The sequence below is a fragment of the Lysobacter hankyongensis genome (assembly GCF_039543145.1).
In the GTDB taxonomy this organism is placed as follows: Bacteria; Pseudomonadota; Gammaproteobacteria; order Xanthomonadales; family Xanthomonadaceae; genus Lysobacter_I; species Lysobacter_I hankyongensis.
Map to the genome: position 1 here is coordinate 833082 of NZ_BAABJE010000001.1, position 17874 is coordinate 850955.

The following is a 17874-nucleotide window of genomic DNA, read 5'->3' on the forward strand; positions in this document are numbered from 1 at the left end:
TTCCGCCGACACTCTTCGAACGTATACGGCAGCGCGCCCTGCCGTCAATCGCGTCCCGCCCAACGGCCTGCGGATACGCATCGATACTGTCGAAGTGATTGATTCGATTCGCCTCCGAGACGGACGGCATGCGCTGCCGATCGGCCTGCTCGCGGGTCTTGTGCGCCGCAGCAATCGCGGTGCGCGCGTTCCGAGGATCGAATCCGATCGCAGGAACCCCGGCGCATGCCGGGGTTCCGTGGTTCAGCGCCGGCAATCCGGGATCAGAACGTCACGCTCCAACTGTTGATGTAGCCGGTGTCGGCATTGGCGTTGTCGTTCACGCGCAGGTTCCACGTGCCGTTCAGCGCCTCGGTCGACAGGTTCACGGTGTACGTCGTGACGATGTTGTCGGCGCTGCCGCCGGTACGGTTGTGCAGCACGTACACGCTGCCGTCCGGCGCCACCAGATCCACCTTCAGATCGCCGATGTAGGTGTGGACGATGTTCACCGCGACCGGCACGGCCGAGCCCGCGTTGCCGCTGCGGCCGGACACGACGATCGGGCTATTGACGGTCGCGTTGTCGGCGATCGCATAGTCGGCGGTGTTGGTGTAGGTCTGCGTGCCGCCGCTGCCCGGCGTGCCGGTGAAGTTCTGGCCGGTGACGTTGGCGCCGCTCACGGTCACGCTGCGGCTGGTCGGCGAGAACGTGTAGCCGCCGAGCGATGGCGTCAGCGTGTAGGTGCCGTTGCCCAGGCCGGTGAGGGTGTAGGCGCCCGAGGCGTTGGTGGTGGCGCTGACGCTGCCGGTGCCCACGGTCACGCCGCCGATGCCGGCGCCCGCGCTGGTGGTGACGGTGCCGGAGATCGAATACGTGACTCCGCTGCCGCCGACGCCGTCCAGGGTCTGCGCGCCGGTGCCGCCGGCATCGAGCCAATTGCTCAAGCGGGTGGCATTGGTGCCGCCGCCCGTCCACGACACCGATACACGACCGTAGTAGTCCGCCTTGGCGTTGTCGGCCGCCGAGCAGGACGACGGGCCGCCATGCAACTGACCGATCACGCGCTTCTCGGGGCTGTACAGGGGCGAGCCCGACGAACCGCCCTCGGTCACGCCGATGCCCGGGATCCAGCGCGCGAAGATGTGCGTACCGTCGCCGGGCGACGTCGGATTGGTGCTGGCGCCGCCGTAGCTCGTGGTCCGGGTCGCGGTGGTCGAATGGGTGATGCGCTTTTCGCCGCCGTTGGGATGATGGATGCCGGTGGCGCCGGTGAAATCGATGCTGCGGCGGTCCCAGCCGTTCCAGAACAGGTTGTAGGCGGCAGGCGCCGGATCGTCGAGTTCCACCAGGGTGAAATCGCTGGCGGCGTAGGACGCACGGAAGAACGCGCCGGTGAGGCTCTGGGTGAGCACGCCGTTGCCGTTCTGCCCGTTGGCGGTGCTGCCGACCACGCGGCACACCGAGTGCTGGTAGTTCCAGTAGGTCACCAGCGAGGCCGCGTTCGACGCGGTGATGCCGCAGTGATTGGCGGTGAGGAAATACATCTTCCGGTCGTTCGCCGTGTTGTTGAGCAGGCTGCCGGTGCAGAACAGGCTGCCGCCGGTCGAGATCGCGGCGACGGAGCGGATCTGGTCGCGCCAGGCGTCGCCTTCCGGACATGCGACGTCGACATTGCAACTGCCGGACGTGCCGAGCGTGCCGAACCCGCCGCCGCTGCTGCGGGACGCCAGCCGACGAAAGCCGACGTAGTCGTGACCGACCTGGACCAGACGCAGCCCGAGTTCGGCCTGCCGCGCGCGCGGCACCACCACTTCGATCACCGCCTGATCGCCGGGCACCACCGGTGTCCACAGCTGGCCATGGGATTCGTTGTCGGCGGACGTGAACGTGCGCACGTCATCGGGATCGGAGGTCGCCGTCTGCGTGGCCGGATAGACCAGCAGGCGACCGCCCTCGGGCATGCGGTACTCGCCGAAACCGAAGTTCAGCGACAGCGCACCGGGAGACGACACTCGCAGACGCCAGACCATGTGGTCCTGATCGAGGATTTCCCACGCACCGGCGTTCGCCGGGGTCAGATCGACGCGCATCGGCTGCGCATAGCGCAAAGGCAGGCCACGAAGTTCGCGCTGCGCATCCTCGGCGACAAGACCCGGCACGTCGACAGCAGGCATCCGCCTGACCTGCACGCTGCCCAGCGGCTGGATCGAATGATCGAAAATCGCCGGACGGTCAGGTGGCGCGGCGATCGCCGCGGCGGACGCCGCCCACAAGACAAAGGCATAACCCATTCCTTTCATCGCACTCACTCCTCGTTGATGGGGTCGTGCCGTCGGTGCGGGATACCGGGTCGGACCGCTTGCGCATCCTGCGCCGATCGACGTGTTCGAAACATGGGCCGGCAGATGCGATTGGCCGCAAGCATGCCATTGCGCGATCGATCCGTTCGCGGGCGTCCGTTCGCGGGCGTCCGTTCGCGGGCGTGATGCGCGCGACGAAAACCACCGTCCGCTCGCGATGCCTGAATCTCGATGCCATGAAGCGACGGCGGCGCGGAGAAGTATCGCCGGAACGCAGCGCTCCGCATGCGCGGACACGTTGCAGGGCGATCCTTGCCGCTACGACGACACTGCCGCCACCGTCGCCGGAAGGACGGTGCGGCATCGCCACGCTAACAGCAAGCCCGCGCGTTGCAAGCCGCAAAAAACACGTCGCGTCACAGATTCAGGAAACGCTTCGTCGGCATTCATGCTTGTCGCAACGCACCATGCGCATGCAGTGCATGCATCGGGCCCCGGCGCATGCCGGGACCCGGTCGCACGGCGACGTCGGAAGATCAGAACGTCACGCTCCAACTGTTGATGTAGCCGGTATCGCTCGCGGCATTGTCGTTCACGCGCAGGTTCCACGTGCCGTTCAACGCTTCGGTCGACAGGTTCACCGTGAAGGTCTGGACGATGTTGTCGGCGCTGCCGCCGCTGCGGTTGTGCAGCACGTACACGCTGCCGTCCGGCGCCACCAGATCGACCTTCAGATCGCCCTTGTAGGTGTGGACGATGTTCACCGCGACCGGCACGGCCGTGCCCGCGTTGCCGCTGCGGCCGGACACGACGATCGGACTGTTGACGGTCGCGTTGTCGGCGATCGGATAGTCGGTGGTGTTGGTGTAGGTCTGCGTGCCGCCGCTGCCGACGGTGACCGAACGGCTCAGCGTGTTGCTGGCGCCGCCGTTGTCGGTGACGGTCAGCGCGACCGTGTAGGTGCCGGCCGTCGCGTAGGTCTTCGACGGATTGGTCGCGGTGGACGTGGTGCCGTCGCCGAAGTTCCAGCTCCTCGACACGATGCTGCCGTCGCTGTCGGTGGACGAATCGGTAAACGCCACGGTGAGCCCGCTGGCCGTGGAGGTGAAACCGGCGACCGGCGCCGCATTGCCGCCGGCGCCCGCGGTCTTCGCCGCCTCACCGAGGAACGCGAGTCCGAGCTGCGCGAACTTGGCGCTGTTCTGCGCGGAATTGCCCGTGTTCGCGAGCGTGTCGTTGGCGGTGTGGATGTACGGGTTGTACGACGAGCCCGAGGTGGCGCCGGTGCCCGCCTCGAAGAACATCGCCGACGGATAACCGGCGCTGGTCCAGGACGCGTGATCGGAGCAGCCATAGCCGCAGGTGTAGGTGCCCCGGGTCATGCCGCGCGGCGCGAGATAGGTGTCGAAGAGATTGGTCAGGAACGCCTTCATGTCGACGTTCGAGTAGTCCGAAACCAGACGCATGTCCACGGTTCCGCCGGAACGATAGTTGGTCATGTCCAGCTGCAGCACGGCGACCACGTTCGCGTTCGCCGTGCGGTGCGCCTGCGCGATCGCGTTCGAGCCACGCAGGCCGACTTCTTCGGCGGCGTAACCGATGAACTTCACGGTGCGCTTCGGCCGCCAGCCGTTGGCCATCGCGATCCGCAGCACTTCGGTCAGCGTCGCGATGCCCGAGGCATCGTCGTCGGCGCCGGGCGCGCGCTGGGTCAGGCTAGCGCCCGCGCTGCCGTTGATCGAATCCAGATGCGCGCCGAGCACGACGATTTCGCCCGGCAGTTCCGCGCCCTGGATGGTGAGGATCACCGACGGCTGGGTCGAACAGGTGCTGCAGGTCGACAGCTCCGACGTCACGTCGGTACGGCTGCCCGCGAGCCCCTGCCAGGTGGTGCGGATCCATTCGGCCGAGGTGCGGCCGGTGGTGCTGGCGTAGTAGCGGTTCTGGTACGTCGACAGCGTGTTGATGGTGTTGTAGATGTTGGTATGCTGCACCAGCGACAGCCACGGGTCGACCGTCGCCTGATTGTCGATGGTGTAGGCGGCGAGCGCGGCCTTGCGCGCGACGCCCTGCGCCGAGCGATCGTTGCGCACGAAGGCATCGGCCTCGGCCTGGCTGGCGAACGCGAAGAAGCCGCCGCAGCGCTGCTCGCGGACGTGGATGCGTTCAGACACCTGGCTGAGCTGATAGGCGCGGATCTTCGAAACGATCAATGCGGTGCCCGCGCTGTCGGCCTTGGTCACGCCCGCGGGCACGAGGTCGCGCATGCCCTCGTAACTGTTCCTCGACATCACGACGTAGACCGGCGTGAGCGGGTCGCGCTCCAGCCGCAGCGACGCCAGCTCGGCGTCCGCATGCGCGTGGGCATGCGAGAGGGGTGCCGACGATTGCGCGGATACCGACCCGCACGCGACGACGGTGCCGGCGAACAGCGCCAGCAGCTTGCCTGCGATTCTCATGTGCTCTCTCCCTGAGTTCGGCTTGCGCCGATGAATGATGGATGGCGACGCGATCGCCGACGGCCGGACCGTCCTGCGCTGCCCCGTGTCGCCCGTCGATTGTGCGCATCCGCATCGCCGGCGTCGATGCCGGCATGCGGACGCAGGTCACGGATGGCGCAGCCCGCGCCATGCCGCAAACGAAGACGCCTCCCGCAGGGCGGGAGGCGTCGAGTCGGGGTCGGCGATGAAGGCGTCCCCCGGATGGATCAGAACGTCAGGCTCCAGCTGTTGATGTAACCCACGTCGCCGCCGGCGGCGTCGCGCACGCGCAGGTTCCACGTACCGTTCAAGGCTTCGCCCGACAGGTTGACCGTGAAGGTCTGGTTGACGTTGTCGGCGCTGCCGCCCGAGCGGTTCAGCAGGTTGAAGACGCTGCCGTCAGGCGCGACCAGATCGACCACCAGATCGCCGCGGTAGGTGTGGACGATGTTCACCGCCACCGGGGTCGACGCCGAGCCGTTGCCGGTACGACCGGACACCGTGATCGGGCTGCTGACGGTGGCGTTGTCGCTGATCGTGTAGTCGGCGCTGTTGGTGTAGGTCTGGCCGGTCGGCGGCGGCGGATTCGAACCGAACAGCGAGTACAGCAGACGGTTCGGCGAACCCGTGCCCGGGCTGGTGACCTTGTTCGGGGTCGAGGCGTTGATGATCGCGCTGGTGACCTGCGCCGGCGTGGCCGACGGATTGCTGGCCAGATACAGCGCGGCGACGCCCGCGACATGCGGCGACGCCATCGACGTACCGCTGATGGTGTTGGTCGCGGTGCTGCTGGTGTACCAGGCCGAGGTGATCGACGAGCCCGGGCCGAAGATGTCGACGCAGGTGCCGTAGTTCGAGAACGACGAGCGCGCGTCGGTGCTGGTGGTCGAACCGACCGTGATCGCATTCGTGGCGCGCGCCGGCGAGTAGTTGCAGGCGTTGCTGTTGTCGTTGCCGGCGGCGACCACCACGGTGACGCCGGCGGCGACCATGCGCTGCACCGCGTCGTCGGTGGCCTGCGAAGCACCGCCGCCGAGGCTCATGTTGGCGACCGCGGGCTTGACGTGGTTGTTGGCCACCCAGTCCATGCCGGCGATCACGCCGGAGTTGGTGCCGGAGCCGGTGCAGCCGAGCACGCGCACCGGATGGATGGTCACGCCCTTGGCGACGCCGTAGGTGGTGCCGCCGACGGTCCCCGCGACATGGCTGCCGTGGCCGTTGCAGTCGTTGGCGTTGCCGCCGGAGGTGACGGCGTCGTAGCCGTTGCCGATGCGGCCCGAGAACTGGCTGTGCGACAGCAGCACGCCGGTGTCGATGATGTAGGCATGCACGCCGGCCGCGGTGGTGTCGTAGGTATACGAGCCGCTCAGCGGCAGATTGCGCTGGTCGACGCGGTCGATGCCCCAGGTGGCGCCGGTCTGGGTGGCGTTGATCGAGACGTAGCCGTCTTCTTCGACGTAGGCGACGTTGGGATCGGCGACCAGGCGGGCCAGCGCCGCGTCGTCGGCCTGCGCCACGAAGCCGCGGAGGGCGCGATCGAAGCTGCGGACGACGCGGGCGCGATGCTTGCCGGCCATGCCGTTGGCGACATCGGCCACGCGCGGCGCGCTGCTGCGCTCGCTGGCGAGGCTGGCCGTGCCGTCCTTCAGCACGACGATGTACTGGCCCTTGACGGGATTGCGCGCGGCGCGGAATTCGCCGGCGAAGGCCGGGACGGATGCGATAACGAGAGAGGCACCAATGGCTGCGGACAACAACGAGACTCGACGGTTCACGGTCACTCCTTCAACGGATGGTCATGGCAGATGGTTGTGGATACGCAGCGCGGGTCTTGCCGCGGGGGCGGCAGGGAACAGGACGCGGTGCGCATTGTGCGGATCGTTTCTGACCCACTCGCCGGACACGCAAGGCGCGTGACTCCAGACGTGGTGAGCCGGCGATGCGACCTCGTGTCGCGGTCGCCGTTGATGCTGCGTTTTTCCCCCGAATCCGCTCGTCGAACTTATGCGAGTTCCACCACGCGATCAAGCCGCGTCGCAACATCGACGCGCATGCGATGCGCCGCGCATCTTCCGTACGGGAACATACATCCGCGTATCCAAAGATCCGCATCGCGTGCGAAGAAAACGTTTTCGCGGCATGTGCGACGACGCGTGGAAACACGAACGAAACCCCGTGTTTCGTGCGCTTTTCTACATCGCGCTTCGATCGACCGCCGACCTCGGACGAACTCGCGGAATCGCGCGGATCCAGCCCTCTTCGCGCGCATTCCGACGCGATATTTTCAACGCTTCGCGCGTTGGACGCATTGCAGAACGCATGACCGCGCAGCGCGTGCGCGACGCGGCGACGCCGATCCGCCGTCACGGGGTGGAACGGCATGAAAAAAACCCCGGCTTTCGCCGGGGTTTCGATCATTCCGAAAAGTGATTTCGACAGAATGGATTCGTCGGAAACAGTTCGACAGAACCCATTCGACAGAATCAGAACGTGATGCTCCAGCTGTCGATGCGGCCGGTATCGGCGTTGGAGTTGTCGTTGACGCGCAGCCGCCAGGTGCCTTTGATCGTTTCCGTCGACAGATCCACGCTGTAGGTGGTGATGATGTTGTCGGCGCTGCCGCCGGTGCGATCGTGCAGCACGTAGGCGGTACCGTCCGGCGCGATCAGGCTCACCCTCAGATCGCCGATGTAGGTGTGCAGGATGTTGACCGCCACCTGGGTGTTGTTCGGCGCGTTTCCGCTGCGTCCGTTCACCTTGATCGGACTGTTGACGGTCGCATTGTCGGCGATCGGATAGTCGGTGTTGTTGGTGTAGGTCTGCGTGCCCGGCGCGTTCACGGTCACCGAACTGGTCTTGGCGTTGGTCGCGCCGCTGTTGTCGGTGACGGTGAGGGTCACCGAATACGTCCCGGAACCGGCGTAGGTCTTGACCGGGTTGGCCGCCGTCGACGTGGTGCCGTCGCCGAAGTTCCAGCTGCGCGACGCGATGCTGCCGTCGCTGTCGGTGGAGGTGTCGGTGAAGGTCGCGGTCAGTCCGCTGGTCGTGAACGTGAAGTTCGCCACCGGCGGCGCGTTCGGAGCCACCACGGTCACCGCGGTCGTCCTGGAGCTGGTGGCGCCGACGTTGTCGGTGACCGTCAGCACGACCGAGTACGTTCCCGATGCGGCATAGGTCTTGGTCGGGTTGGTCAGGGTCGACGTGGTGCCGTCGCCGAAGTTCCAGCTGCGCGACGCGATGGTGCCGTCGCTGTCGGTGGACGTATCGGTGAAGGTCGCGGTCAGACCGCTGGTGGTGAACGTGAAGTTCGCGACCGGCGGCACGTTCGGCGGCGGCGTGCCGGTGAAGTCCTGCCCGGCGACGTTGGCGTCGGCGATGGTCACGCTGCGGCTGGTCGGCGAGAACGCGTAACCGGCACGCGACGGCGTGAGCGTGTAGGTCCCATTGGCGACGCCCGACAGCGTGTAGGCGCCGGTGGCGCTGGTCGTGGTGCTGTTGCTGCCGGTGCTCACGGTGACGCCGGCGATCCCGCCGCCGGCGGTGGAGGTGATCGTGCCGGAGATCGTGTAGGTGGTCACGCCGCTGCAGGCCGGGAACTTGAAGTCCTGGATGCGCGTCTGCCAGCCGCCGGTGGGGCGATACATGCCGACGAACCAGAAGGTGCAATCGTCGACCGGGTCCACCGTCATCTGGTAGTAGTCGCCCCAGCGGCCGGAGGTTTCGACCGCGGCGCCGACGGCGACTTCATTCTCGCCCAGCGACATCACGCCGGGCGCGTCCGCGGCGGTGCGGCCGGTGTAGCCCAGGGTGGCGAACTTGGTCGGCGCACTGGTCTTGGTGACGTTGTAGCCCAGCGCCATGTTGCCGAACTTGTCCATGGCGATCGTGCCCATCAGGTGATGGGTTTCGGCGTCGCCCGGACTGAACGTGCCTTCCTGGAACAACGTCCACGGCCCGCTGCCGTTGCGGCGCAGTTCGAACCAGCGGACGGCGGAATCCACCACGGTGCCGGTGCGTGCCGGATCCTGGTTGGTGGCGAGCGTACCGACGATCGCCTCGTGCGTGCCCATGTTGCGATAGACGAGCTGGTTGAGCAGCACTTCGCGGATCGGGTCGAGCCGCGCGGTGGTCGAGGTCGGCTGCGGCACGGTGGCGAAGGTGGAATAGTTGCGGAACCAGCTGTTGAACTCGGTGATCGCGATGCGCGGCAGCGTGGTGATGCTGCTGTTCGCCGGCGTGTTCCAGTCGATGTTCATCTCGTACAGCTCGATGAAATCCTGGGTCGCATTGGCGCTGGCGCCGTCGTGCGCTTCGTCGTCGCGGTGACGGGCGACGATCTGCCTGCGACCCGCCGGAGCGGCGTTGCTGCCGTAGAACGTGGCCGGGGTGATCATCTGGAAACCGTAGCCCGCGAGCTTCGGAATGCTGGCGAAACGCTGCGCCGGACGCGCGGTGGCGCCGTTGAGCATGTTGGCGCGATCGAACGCGTACAGGCTGATCTGCGCGCCGCCTTCGTTGTCGCCGCAGACGTAGGCATCGTTCCACACGCCGCAATGCGGATAATCCGGCAGCGTCGGCGTCGGATAGTTGTACGCCCACCAGCCGCCCGTCACCGGATCGGACGTCTTCGAGACGTAGGTGCAGAGGTTGGAGCTGTCCAGCGCGAGCATGAACCAGCGCCCGGCTTCACGGTCGTACAGCACGATCGGGTCGCCGCCGTCGCTGGCGCAGGCCGAGCCCGCAGGCGCGAGCGAACCGAAGGTGATCGGGCCGGCCACCAGCGCGCCGGTCTTGTCGTAGACGTTGAAATAGGTGCCGGAACCGCCGCTATTGACGGCGTACACGACGTGATTGGCGCCGACTTCGACGACCGGATCGCCGGGGCTCACGCCGGTGTTCGGATTGTTGATGCTGACGCGCTCGCGGATCGCGGCTTTCACGCGCGTGCGGGCGCGGATGCCGGCCGGGCTTTCGTCCCACATCTGCTGCAGCTCGGGCAGGCGATCCTCGGCGGTCGGTTTGTCGGCCGGGGCATGCGGCAGCACGCTGCCGATCGGACGATACTGGCGCCGGTGCGCTTCGCGGATGCCCATGCCCGGAACCCATTGCCTGGCCTTGGGCAGATTGCGCAGATCGGTGTTCATGCTGGTCGGGGTGACCGGCTGGCCGATCTGCGGGCGGGTGACCCTGGTCGCCTCGCCGTCCTTCGGCGGTGCCGCCATCGCTGCGCACGGCAGCAACAGCAGCACGGCCGCAGTCTTCAAAACGGTTTTGAATCTCGATGCGTTCATTGTTGCGTCCTCACTCCATGGATGGGGTGTCACGGATGTCTCAGACCGCGATGTCACCGATTCCCCTCGTCGGCCGGCACCATGCCGGACGATACCTCAAAGACACCGGCGACATTATCTCGCCGGCGTCGCATGTATTGCGAAACGAGAAGCCCCGGCTCGCGCCGGGGCTCCTCTTCCTGCTTCAAGACACCATCATGCTCAGAACGTGATGCTCCAGCTGTTCAGCGTGCCGGTGTCGCCCGCGGCGTTGTCGTTCACGCGGAGATTCCACGTGCCGTTCAGGGCCTCGGTCGACAGGTTCACGGTGAAGGTCGTGATGATGTTGTCGGTGCTGCCGCCGGTGCGGTTGTGCAGCACGTACACGCTGCCGTCCGGCGCCACCAGATCCACCTTCAGGTCGCCCTTGTAGGTGTGGGTGATGTTCACCGCGACCGGCACCGCGGTTCCGGCGTTGCCGGTGCGGCCGGACACCGTGATCGGGCTGTTGATCGTGGTGTTGTCGCCGATGGCGAACGGCGTGGTGTTGCTGTACGTCTGCGTACCGCCACCACCGCCCGTGGTGTAGTCGCCGACCAGGCTGACGCCGGAGAAGGTCGAGTAGGCCTTCAGACGGACGTACCAGGTGCCGGCCGACGGCGCGGCGAAGGTGCAGGTTTCGGCATTGCCGCCGGCGAACGGACGGCAGTCGTAGACCGTGTCGGTCGGCGCGGCGCCGAACTTCACGTACATGTCGGCATCGCCGGTGCCGCCGGAGGTCGTGAACGTCAGGTTGGTGGCGCCCGCGGGCACGACCATCGTGTAGTTCAGCGAATTGCCGGTGGTCGCGGTGAGGCCGGTGACCGGCACGCCCTTGGTCAGCACAGTACCGCCGCCGCCTGCCGTCACCGTCACCGAGCTGGACTTGGTGTTGGTGGCGCCGCCGTTGTCGGTCACGGTCAGGGTGACCGTGTAGGTGCCGGCCGCCGAGTAGGTCTTGCTCGGGCTGGTCACGGTGGAAGTGGTGCCGTCGCCGAAGTTCCAGCTTCTGGAAGCAATGCTGCCGTCGCTGTCGGTGGACGTGTCGGTGAACGTGGCGGTCAGACCGCTGGTGGTGAACGTGAAGTTCGCGACCGGCGGCACGTTCGCCGGCGGCGTGCCGGTGAAGTTCTGGCCGGTGACGTTCGCACTGCTGACGGTGACGCTGCGGGTGGCCGGCGAGAAGGTGTAGCCGCTCAGCGACGGGGTCAGCGTGTAGGTGCCGTTGGCCACGCCCGAGAGCGTGTAGGCACCGCTGGCGTTCGTCGTGGTGCTGGCGGTGCCGTTGCTGACGCTCACGCCGTTGATGCCGGCGCCCGCGCTGGTGGTGATGGTGCCGGAGATCGAGTACGTCGGCGTACCGCTGCAGGCCGGGAACTTGAAGTCCTGAATGCGGGTCTGCCAGCTGCCGGACGGACGGTACATGCCGACGAACCAGAAGGTGCAGTCGTCGACCGGGTCCACGGTCATCTGGTAGTAATCGCCCCAGCGGCCCGAGGTTTCGACCGCGGCGCCGATCGCGACTTCATTTTCGCCCAGCGACATCACGCCGGCCGGGTCGGCGGCGGTGCGGCCGGTGTAGCCGAGGGTCGGGAACTTGGTGGTCGCGGTGGTCTTGGTGACGTTGTAACCCAGCGCGATGTTGCCGAACTTGTCCATCGCGGCCGTACCCATCAGGTGATGGGTGCTGGTGTCGCCCGGGCTGAAGGTACCTTCCTGATGCAGCGTCCAGGCGCCGGTACCGACCTTGCGCAGTTCGAACCAGCGGATGCCGGAATCGACCACGGTGCCGGTGCGGGCGGCGTTCTGGTTGGTCGCCAGGGTGCCGACGATGGCTTCGTACGAGCCCATGTTGCGATACGTGAGCTGGTTGAGCAGCACTTCGCGGATCGGGTCGAGCTTCGAGGTCGAACCCGGCTGCGGCACGGTGGCGAACGTCGAGTAGTTGGTGAACCAACTGTTGAACTCGGTGATCGCGACGCGCGGCAGCGTGGTGATGCTGCTGTTCGCCGGGGTGTTCCAGTCGAGGTTCAGTTCGAACAGCTCGATGAAGTCCTGGCTGGCGTTGGCGCTGGCGCCGTCGTGCGCTTCGTCGTCGCGGTGACGCGCGATGATCTGCTTGCGACCGGCCGGCGCGGCGGTGGTGCCATAGAAGGTCGACGGGGTCAGGATCTGGAAGCCGTAGCCCGGCAGCTTGCTGACCGTCTGGAAACGCTGCGCCGAACGCGCGGTGGCGCCGTTGAGCATGTTCGCGCGGTCGAACGCGTACAGCGTGACCTGGGCGTTGCCTTCGTTCGAGGCGCAGACGTAGGCGTCGTTCCAGATGCCGCAGTGCGGGTAGTCGGGCATCGTCGGGGTGGGGTAGTTGTACACCCACCAGCCGCCGGTCACCGGATCGGAGGTCTTCGACACGAAGGTGCACATGTTCGAGTTGCCCATCGTGAGCATGAACCACCGGCCGGCCTGACGATCGTAATGCACCAGCGGATCGCCGCGATCGGTGGCGCAGGCGGTGACCGAACCGGCGAGCGAGCCGAACGAGGTCGGGCCCGAAATCAGGGTGCCGGCCTTGTCGTAGACCTTGAACGTGGTCGACGAACCATTGACCGCATAGATCACGTGGTTGGCGCCGACTTCGACCACCGGGTCGCCCGGGCTGACGCCGGTGTTCGGGTTGTTGATGCTGACGCGGCTGCTGAGCGCGGCCTTGCTGCGGCGGCCGTTCGGGCTCTTGTCCCACAGGTCCTGCAGTTCGGGCAGGCGATCGACCGCGGTCGCCTTGCTGGCCGGCGCGTGCGGCAGCACGCTGCCGATCGGACGGTACTGGCGGCGGTGGGCTTCACGGATGCCCATGCCGGGCGTCCACGGCTTCGCCTTCGGCAGATTGCGAAGGTCGACGTTGATGCTTTGCGGCGTCACCGGCTGGCCGATCTGCGGCCGGCCGGGATTCTTGGCTTCGTCGCGCGTGGGCGGCGCGGCCATCACGGCGCACGGCAGCAGCAGCATGATCGCCGCCGCTTTCAACGCGCCCTTGAATGTCACTGGTTTCATTGCTGAGTCCTCAACGCTTGGATGGGAATGCAACAGATTCGTTCGATGCAACATCCCGAACGAAGATTCGAAACGAACACAACTACGGCACGACATGCGTCATCTCGTCGCGCCGCCGTGCGTCCCACACGACGGCCGCGATCGGATGCCGCTTATTCGGGATCGACGAAGACGCCCTTGCGTTGCAGGCGCACTTCCCCGCCCAGACTTTCGAGCACGACCTCCGCCTTCTGCTTGCCCGGCTTGGGCGAGCCGACCACGGCGGTCGCGCGCTTGTTCGGTTCCTGGCCGTCGAGATGGCGCACGTCCAGGGAGTAATCGGTCGCGAACTGCTGCGAGGTCGACAGGGTCACCTCGGCGTCGAGCTTGTCGCTGACGTTCACCGAGACCACGCCGGTGCGGCTGGCCAGACGCTGCATCGAACCGGGACGCGCGCCGTCCTCCAGGGTGACGTCGATGCGGCCCTCGCCGCTCTGCGCCTGCAGCGTGCCGTCGGTGCCGCGCACCGCGATGTCGCCGGACGCGGTGGTCAGGTCGAGATCGCTCTTGACGCCGCGGCTTTCGATGACGCCGAAACCGGTGCGCACCGTCACCGGATGTCCCTTCGGCACGTACAGCACGAGATCGACGCGCTGGCCCTCGGCCAATGCCGAGCCTTCGGGCAGCGTCGGCACGACCACGAAACGGCCGTCCCGCGCGCCCGGCTGGAACGTGAATTCGGCCGCGTCCTTCGGTTGCTGGATGGTGGCGCGGATGTCGAGCTGATCTTCGTAGCCGCCGAAGCGCATGTAGACGCTGCCGTAGGCGTTGTCGACCCGGATCGCCTGCCCGGCCGGCAGCTTGAAGCTCACGTCCAGGCGGGTCGGTTCGGGCATGGTCGGCAGCGCTTCTTCGGACTGCGCGACCGCGGGCATGGGCGCGAAGCCGAAAGCGCCGCCCGCGACGATGGCCGCAAGCGCGAAGGAACGGATCAGCGGAGACGAAATGCAATGGCGCATGCGATGGGCGACCTCAGAAACGGTAATCGGCGGTGAGGATGAAATTGCGACCCGGCTCGTCGAGACCGGAGCCGTGTTCGCGATAGTGCTTGTCGGCGAGGTTCTCGGCGCGCAGCGACAGTTCCAGCGCAGGCAACGCGCGCCAGGCCACGCGGGCGTTGAGCGTGCCCCAGCCGGCGGTGCCGTTCGGATTGACGCGCGGATCGATCAGATCGCGCGCGCTCAAACGATCCTGCCCCGCGGCGTACAGGCCGTAACCCTCGACACTCAGGGTGTCGCGCAACTGCCAGCGCGCGCCAAGCTTGCCGAACAGCGGCGGCACACGATCCGCCGGCATGGTCCCGGTGTCGGTGTCTTCGTCGCCGCGCGTGTAGGTGGCGGTGGCGTAGAGTTCGAGATCCGGCGACGGCATGCGGTAACGCGCGCCGGCCTCGATGCCCCACAGGTCGAGCCGGGTCACGTTGCGGTTCTGCACTTCCAGCGCGCCGTCGACGATGTTGCCGGTGAGCACGCTGGTGATCTTGTCGCGGTACTCCGAGCGGAAGGCGATGATCTCGCCGCTGAAACGCTCGCCGCCGAACTTGAGGCCGGCGTCGAGGCTGATCACGTTCTCGGGCTTGAGGTTGGGGTTCGGCGAACTGAATCGGTTGCCCGGGCGCGGGCCGAACACGCCGAGATCGAAGATGTTCGGGGCGCGGAAACCACGACCGAGATTGGCGACGATGCGGGTCGACTCCGACAGCTCGAAGGCCATGCCGATGTTGCCGGTGAGATCGTCGGGCGACAGCGACACGCCCGGCGCACCGGCGCCCGCGGGAATCTCGATGTCGTATTTGCTGTAGCGCAAACCGGTATTCAGATCGAAACGGCCGCGGCGCCAGTCGTCGCCGACATAGATCGCCCAGTTGCGCATCGTCGAGCCATCGGGGAAACGCGGCGCGCGCACGCTGAAGGCGCCGGTGTTCACGTTGACGCGGGTCTTGGCGGAATCGACCACGTCGCGATGGAACTCGAAACCGTAGCTCAGGTGGTGTTCGCTGCCGAGGCTCTTGCCGAACTGGCCGGTGATGCCGGTGGTGGTGTCGCGGTTGTATTCGCGCTCCAGATTCGGCGTGCCGGTCGCCCGGGTACGGCGATCGTCGACGATGACCTGGCGGCCGAGATGCAGTTCGGCATCGTCGAACAGCGCGTTCGGCGCATCGATGCGCCAGCGCAGTTGCGCGAAGCGGCGCTCCTGCGGCTCGAAGAAGAAGATCGCGTTCTCGGGCGCGGTCTGCCCGAAACCGGGCACCAGCGCGTCGTGCCGCGGCGTGCGCGGCTGCTGCGAATACTGCAGGCTGAACATCAGTTCGTGGCCCGGCGCGATGTCGCCCTGCCACTTGAAATCGGCGCTGCGCTGCGTGAAGCCGGTGAACGGGCGGGTTTCGCCATCGCCGGAACGCAGATCGTTCACTTCCTGCGAGGTGACGCCGAGCGAGAAGCCCATGCCCTCGCGGCCACCCGAGAGTTCGGCGCGACCGATCAGCGAATCGTCGGCGCTGCCGGCGATCGCGCGCAGTCGTCCGTTCCACTGCCAGTCGTTGCCCTCGAAACGCAGTTCGGGCGTGAGCATCTGCACCACGCCGCCCATGGCGTCGCCGCCGTACAGCGTGCTGGAGGGGCCGCGCACCACTTCGATGCGGTCCAGGCTCTGACCGTCGACCAGCGCGATGTACTGGTTGGGCGCGTTGCGGAAGATCGCGTTGTTGAGACGGAAACCGTCGACGAGGTGCAGCACTTCCGAACCCTTCAGGCCGCGCACGATCACCACGCCCTGCCCCGGCGTGGTCTGCTGCACGAAGGTACCGACTTCGCCGTGCAGCGCGTCCATCGGCGTCTGCGGTGCGGTCTCGCGCAGGCGCGCGCCGCCGACGATGGTGGTGGCCGCCGGCACGTCGAGCGTGGATTCGGGGCGTTTGGTCGCGGTGACCTGCACGGTGTCGAGGCAGGCGGCATCGTCGCCGCGGCACTCGCCCGTCATGTCGCCATTCGCTCCGCCGTTCCCCGCAGCCATCGCCTGGCCGATCGAGAACGCGAGCACCGTCAGCACCATCATCGTCGTTGTATTGCGCATATCGTCCGGAATATCTCTCTTGCCATCGAAAAAATGTCGCAGTTCTTACAAAAGCGAACCCCTCCCCGCCATCGGCGGGGAGGGGTCGCGGAAGCGGATCAGAACGTCACGCTCCAGCTGTTGATGTAACCCACGTCGCCTGCAGCCGCATCGCGCACCCGGAGGTTCCAGGTACCGTTCAGGGCTTCGCTCGACAGATTCACCGTGTAGGTCTGGACGATGTTGTCGGCGCTGCCGCCCGTGCGGTTGTGCAGGTTGTACACGCTGCCGTCCGGCGCCACCAGATCGACCACCAGGTCGCCCTTGTAGGTATGGACGATGTTCACGGCCACCGGCGTCGCCGCCGAACCGTTGCCGGTGCGACCGGAGACGGTGATCGGGCTGCTGACCGTGGCGTTGTCGCTGATCGTGTAGTCGGCGGTGTTGGTGTACGTCGTACCGCCACCGCCGCCGCCCGTCGTGTAGCTGCCGACCAGGCTGACGCCGGAGAAGGTCGAGTAGGCCTTCAGACGGACGTAGTAGGTGCCGGCAGACGGCGTGGCGAAGGTGCAGGTTTCGGCATTGCCGCCGGTGTACGGACGGCAGTCGTAGACCGTGTCGGTCGGCGCGGCGCCGAACTTCACGTACATGTCGACATCGCCGGTACCGCCGGAGGTCGTGAACGTCAGGTTGGTGGCGCCCGCGGGCACGACCAGCGAGTAGTTCAGCGAATTGCCCGTGCTCGCGCCGAGGCCGGTGACCGGCACGCCGTTGGTCAGCGGGGTGGTGACCGGCGGCGGCGGCGGCGGGGTGCCACCGCAGGCCACGCCGACCGCGGTGAAGGCGGCGGTGACGTTGGCGACGGTGTAGCCCAGATCCGTGGCCGCGGTCTGCACGCCGCAGGCGCCCTGGTTGAAGTCGGTGCTCGCGGTCCAGTACAGGTCATTGGCGCGCGCGAAGACCTGGAACGCCTTCTGCGTGTTCCAGCCGGCCGTCGTCGCCAGGGTGTAGAACGCCTTGTTGTACACGCCCGACGAGTAATGCACGTCCATGCCGGCGGTGTAGTTCGCGGCGTTGCCGATCGAACGACCGTCCTGCGGCGGGTTGGCCATATAACGGAGCGCGCCGGTCGCCTTGAAGATGTCGGCGCCGACGAGGAAGTCGTTGGTGCCCTTCATGTAGTACTCGGCCGCTTCGCCGGCGATGTCGGAGTAGGCTTCGTTGATGCCGCCCGACTGGCCCGAATAGGTCAGGTTCGAGTTCTGCGAGGTGTAGCCGTGCGAGACCTCGTGCGAGGCCACGTCGAGGCTGACCAGCGGATAGAACGTGGTCGCACCGTCGCCGAAGGTCATCGCCGAACCGTCCCAGAACGCATTTTCGTAGCTCGTGCTGTAGTGCACGCGCATCGTCAGCTGGAAGGTCAGCGGCGCCTGGCCCATGTAGGCCTGGTACATGTTGTAGATCACGCTGCCGAAGTAGTGGGCATCGTTCAGCGGCGAATACGCGCCGTTGATGGTCTTCACGGTGTTGCGCGGGCAGGTGTACGAGAACGCCGTGGTGCCGGACGTGCCGCCGTTGAGGTTCACGGTCTTCACGTTGGGGTTGTTCATCGTGCACGTGGTGCCCGACTGGGTCACGTCCAACTTGCCGTAGTTGGTGCCG

General features: G+C 66.7%; 9 protein-coding genes. 1 reads left to right on the top strand and 8 read right to left on the bottom strand.

Going from position 1 to position 17874, the window contains the following annotated elements; genetic code table 11:
• Positions 1 to 263: 263 nt before the first annotated feature.
• The 3 genes from ABD974_RS03815 to ABD974_RS03825 all read right to left on the bottom strand — a co-directional run bounded on the left by ABD974_RS03815 (position 264) and on the right by ABD974_RS03825 (position 6537).
• Complete coding sequence (locus ABD974_RS03815; RefSeq protein ID WP_345301914.1) at positions 264 to 2282, bottom strand: proprotein convertase P-domain-containing protein; 2019 nt, start codon at positions 2280 to 2282, stop codon at positions 264 to 266.
• A gap of 536 nt (positions 2283 to 2818) precedes the next feature.
• Positions 2819 to 4741, bottom strand: a complete 1923-nt coding sequence (locus ABD974_RS03820; protein ID WP_345301915.1) for a M20/M25/M40 family metallo-hydrolase — start codon at positions 4739 to 4741, stop codon at positions 2819 to 2821.
• A 248-nt stretch (positions 4742 to 4989) separates the two neighbouring features.
• Positions 4990 to 6537 carry a S8 family peptidase gene (locus ABD974_RS03825; RefSeq protein WP_345301916.1) on the bottom strand — a complete coding sequence of 516 codons (1548 nt, stop codon included), beginning with the start codon at positions 6535 to 6537 and terminating at the stop codon, positions 4990 to 4992.
• Between the two features lie 340 nt (positions 6538 to 6877).
• Between ABD974_RS03825 and ABD974_RS03830 the strand changes: the two genes are divergently transcribed.
• Positions 6878 to 7192, top strand: a complete 315-nt coding sequence (locus tag ABD974_RS03830; RefSeq protein ID WP_345301917.1) for a hypothetical protein — start codon at positions 6878 to 6880, stop codon at positions 7190 to 7192.
• Positions 7193 to 7245: 53 nt separating this feature from the next.
• Here ABD974_RS03830 and ABD974_RS03835 read toward each other — a convergent pair whose 3' ends face one another.
• The 5 genes from ABD974_RS03835 to ABD974_RS03855 form a co-directional block, all read right to left on the bottom strand.
• Positions 7246 to 10011, bottom strand: coding sequence for a PKD domain-containing protein (locus tag ABD974_RS03835; RefSeq protein WP_345301918.1), 2766 nt, complete (start codon positions 10009 to 10011; stop codon positions 7246 to 7248).
• A 243-nt stretch (positions 10012 to 10254) separates the two neighbouring features.
• Positions 10255 to 13122 carry a proprotein convertase P-domain-containing protein gene (locus tag ABD974_RS03840; RefSeq protein ID WP_345301919.1) on the bottom strand — a complete coding sequence of 956 codons (2868 nt, stop codon included), beginning with the start codon at positions 13120 to 13122 and terminating at the stop codon, positions 10255 to 10257.
• Between the two features lie 152 nt (positions 13123 to 13274).
• Positions 13275 to 14120: a DUF4097 family beta strand repeat-containing protein gene (locus tag ABD974_RS03845; RefSeq protein WP_345301920.1), complete on the bottom strand. Its 846-nt coding sequence runs from the start codon at positions 14118 to 14120 to the stop codon at positions 13275 to 13277.
• A 13-nt stretch (positions 14121 to 14133) separates the two neighbouring features.
• The gene (locus tag ABD974_RS03850; protein ID WP_345301921.1) at positions 14134 to 16233 is read right to left on the bottom strand and encodes a TonB-dependent receptor plug domain-containing protein; all 2100 of its coding nucleotides are present in this window, start codon (positions 16231 to 16233) and stop codon (positions 14134 to 14136) included.
• 98 nt (positions 16234 to 16331) lie between these two features.
• The coding region (locus tag ABD974_RS03855) for a M4 family metallopeptidase (RefSeq protein WP_345301922.1) at positions 16332 to 17874 on the bottom strand (1543 nt) is incomplete at its 5' end.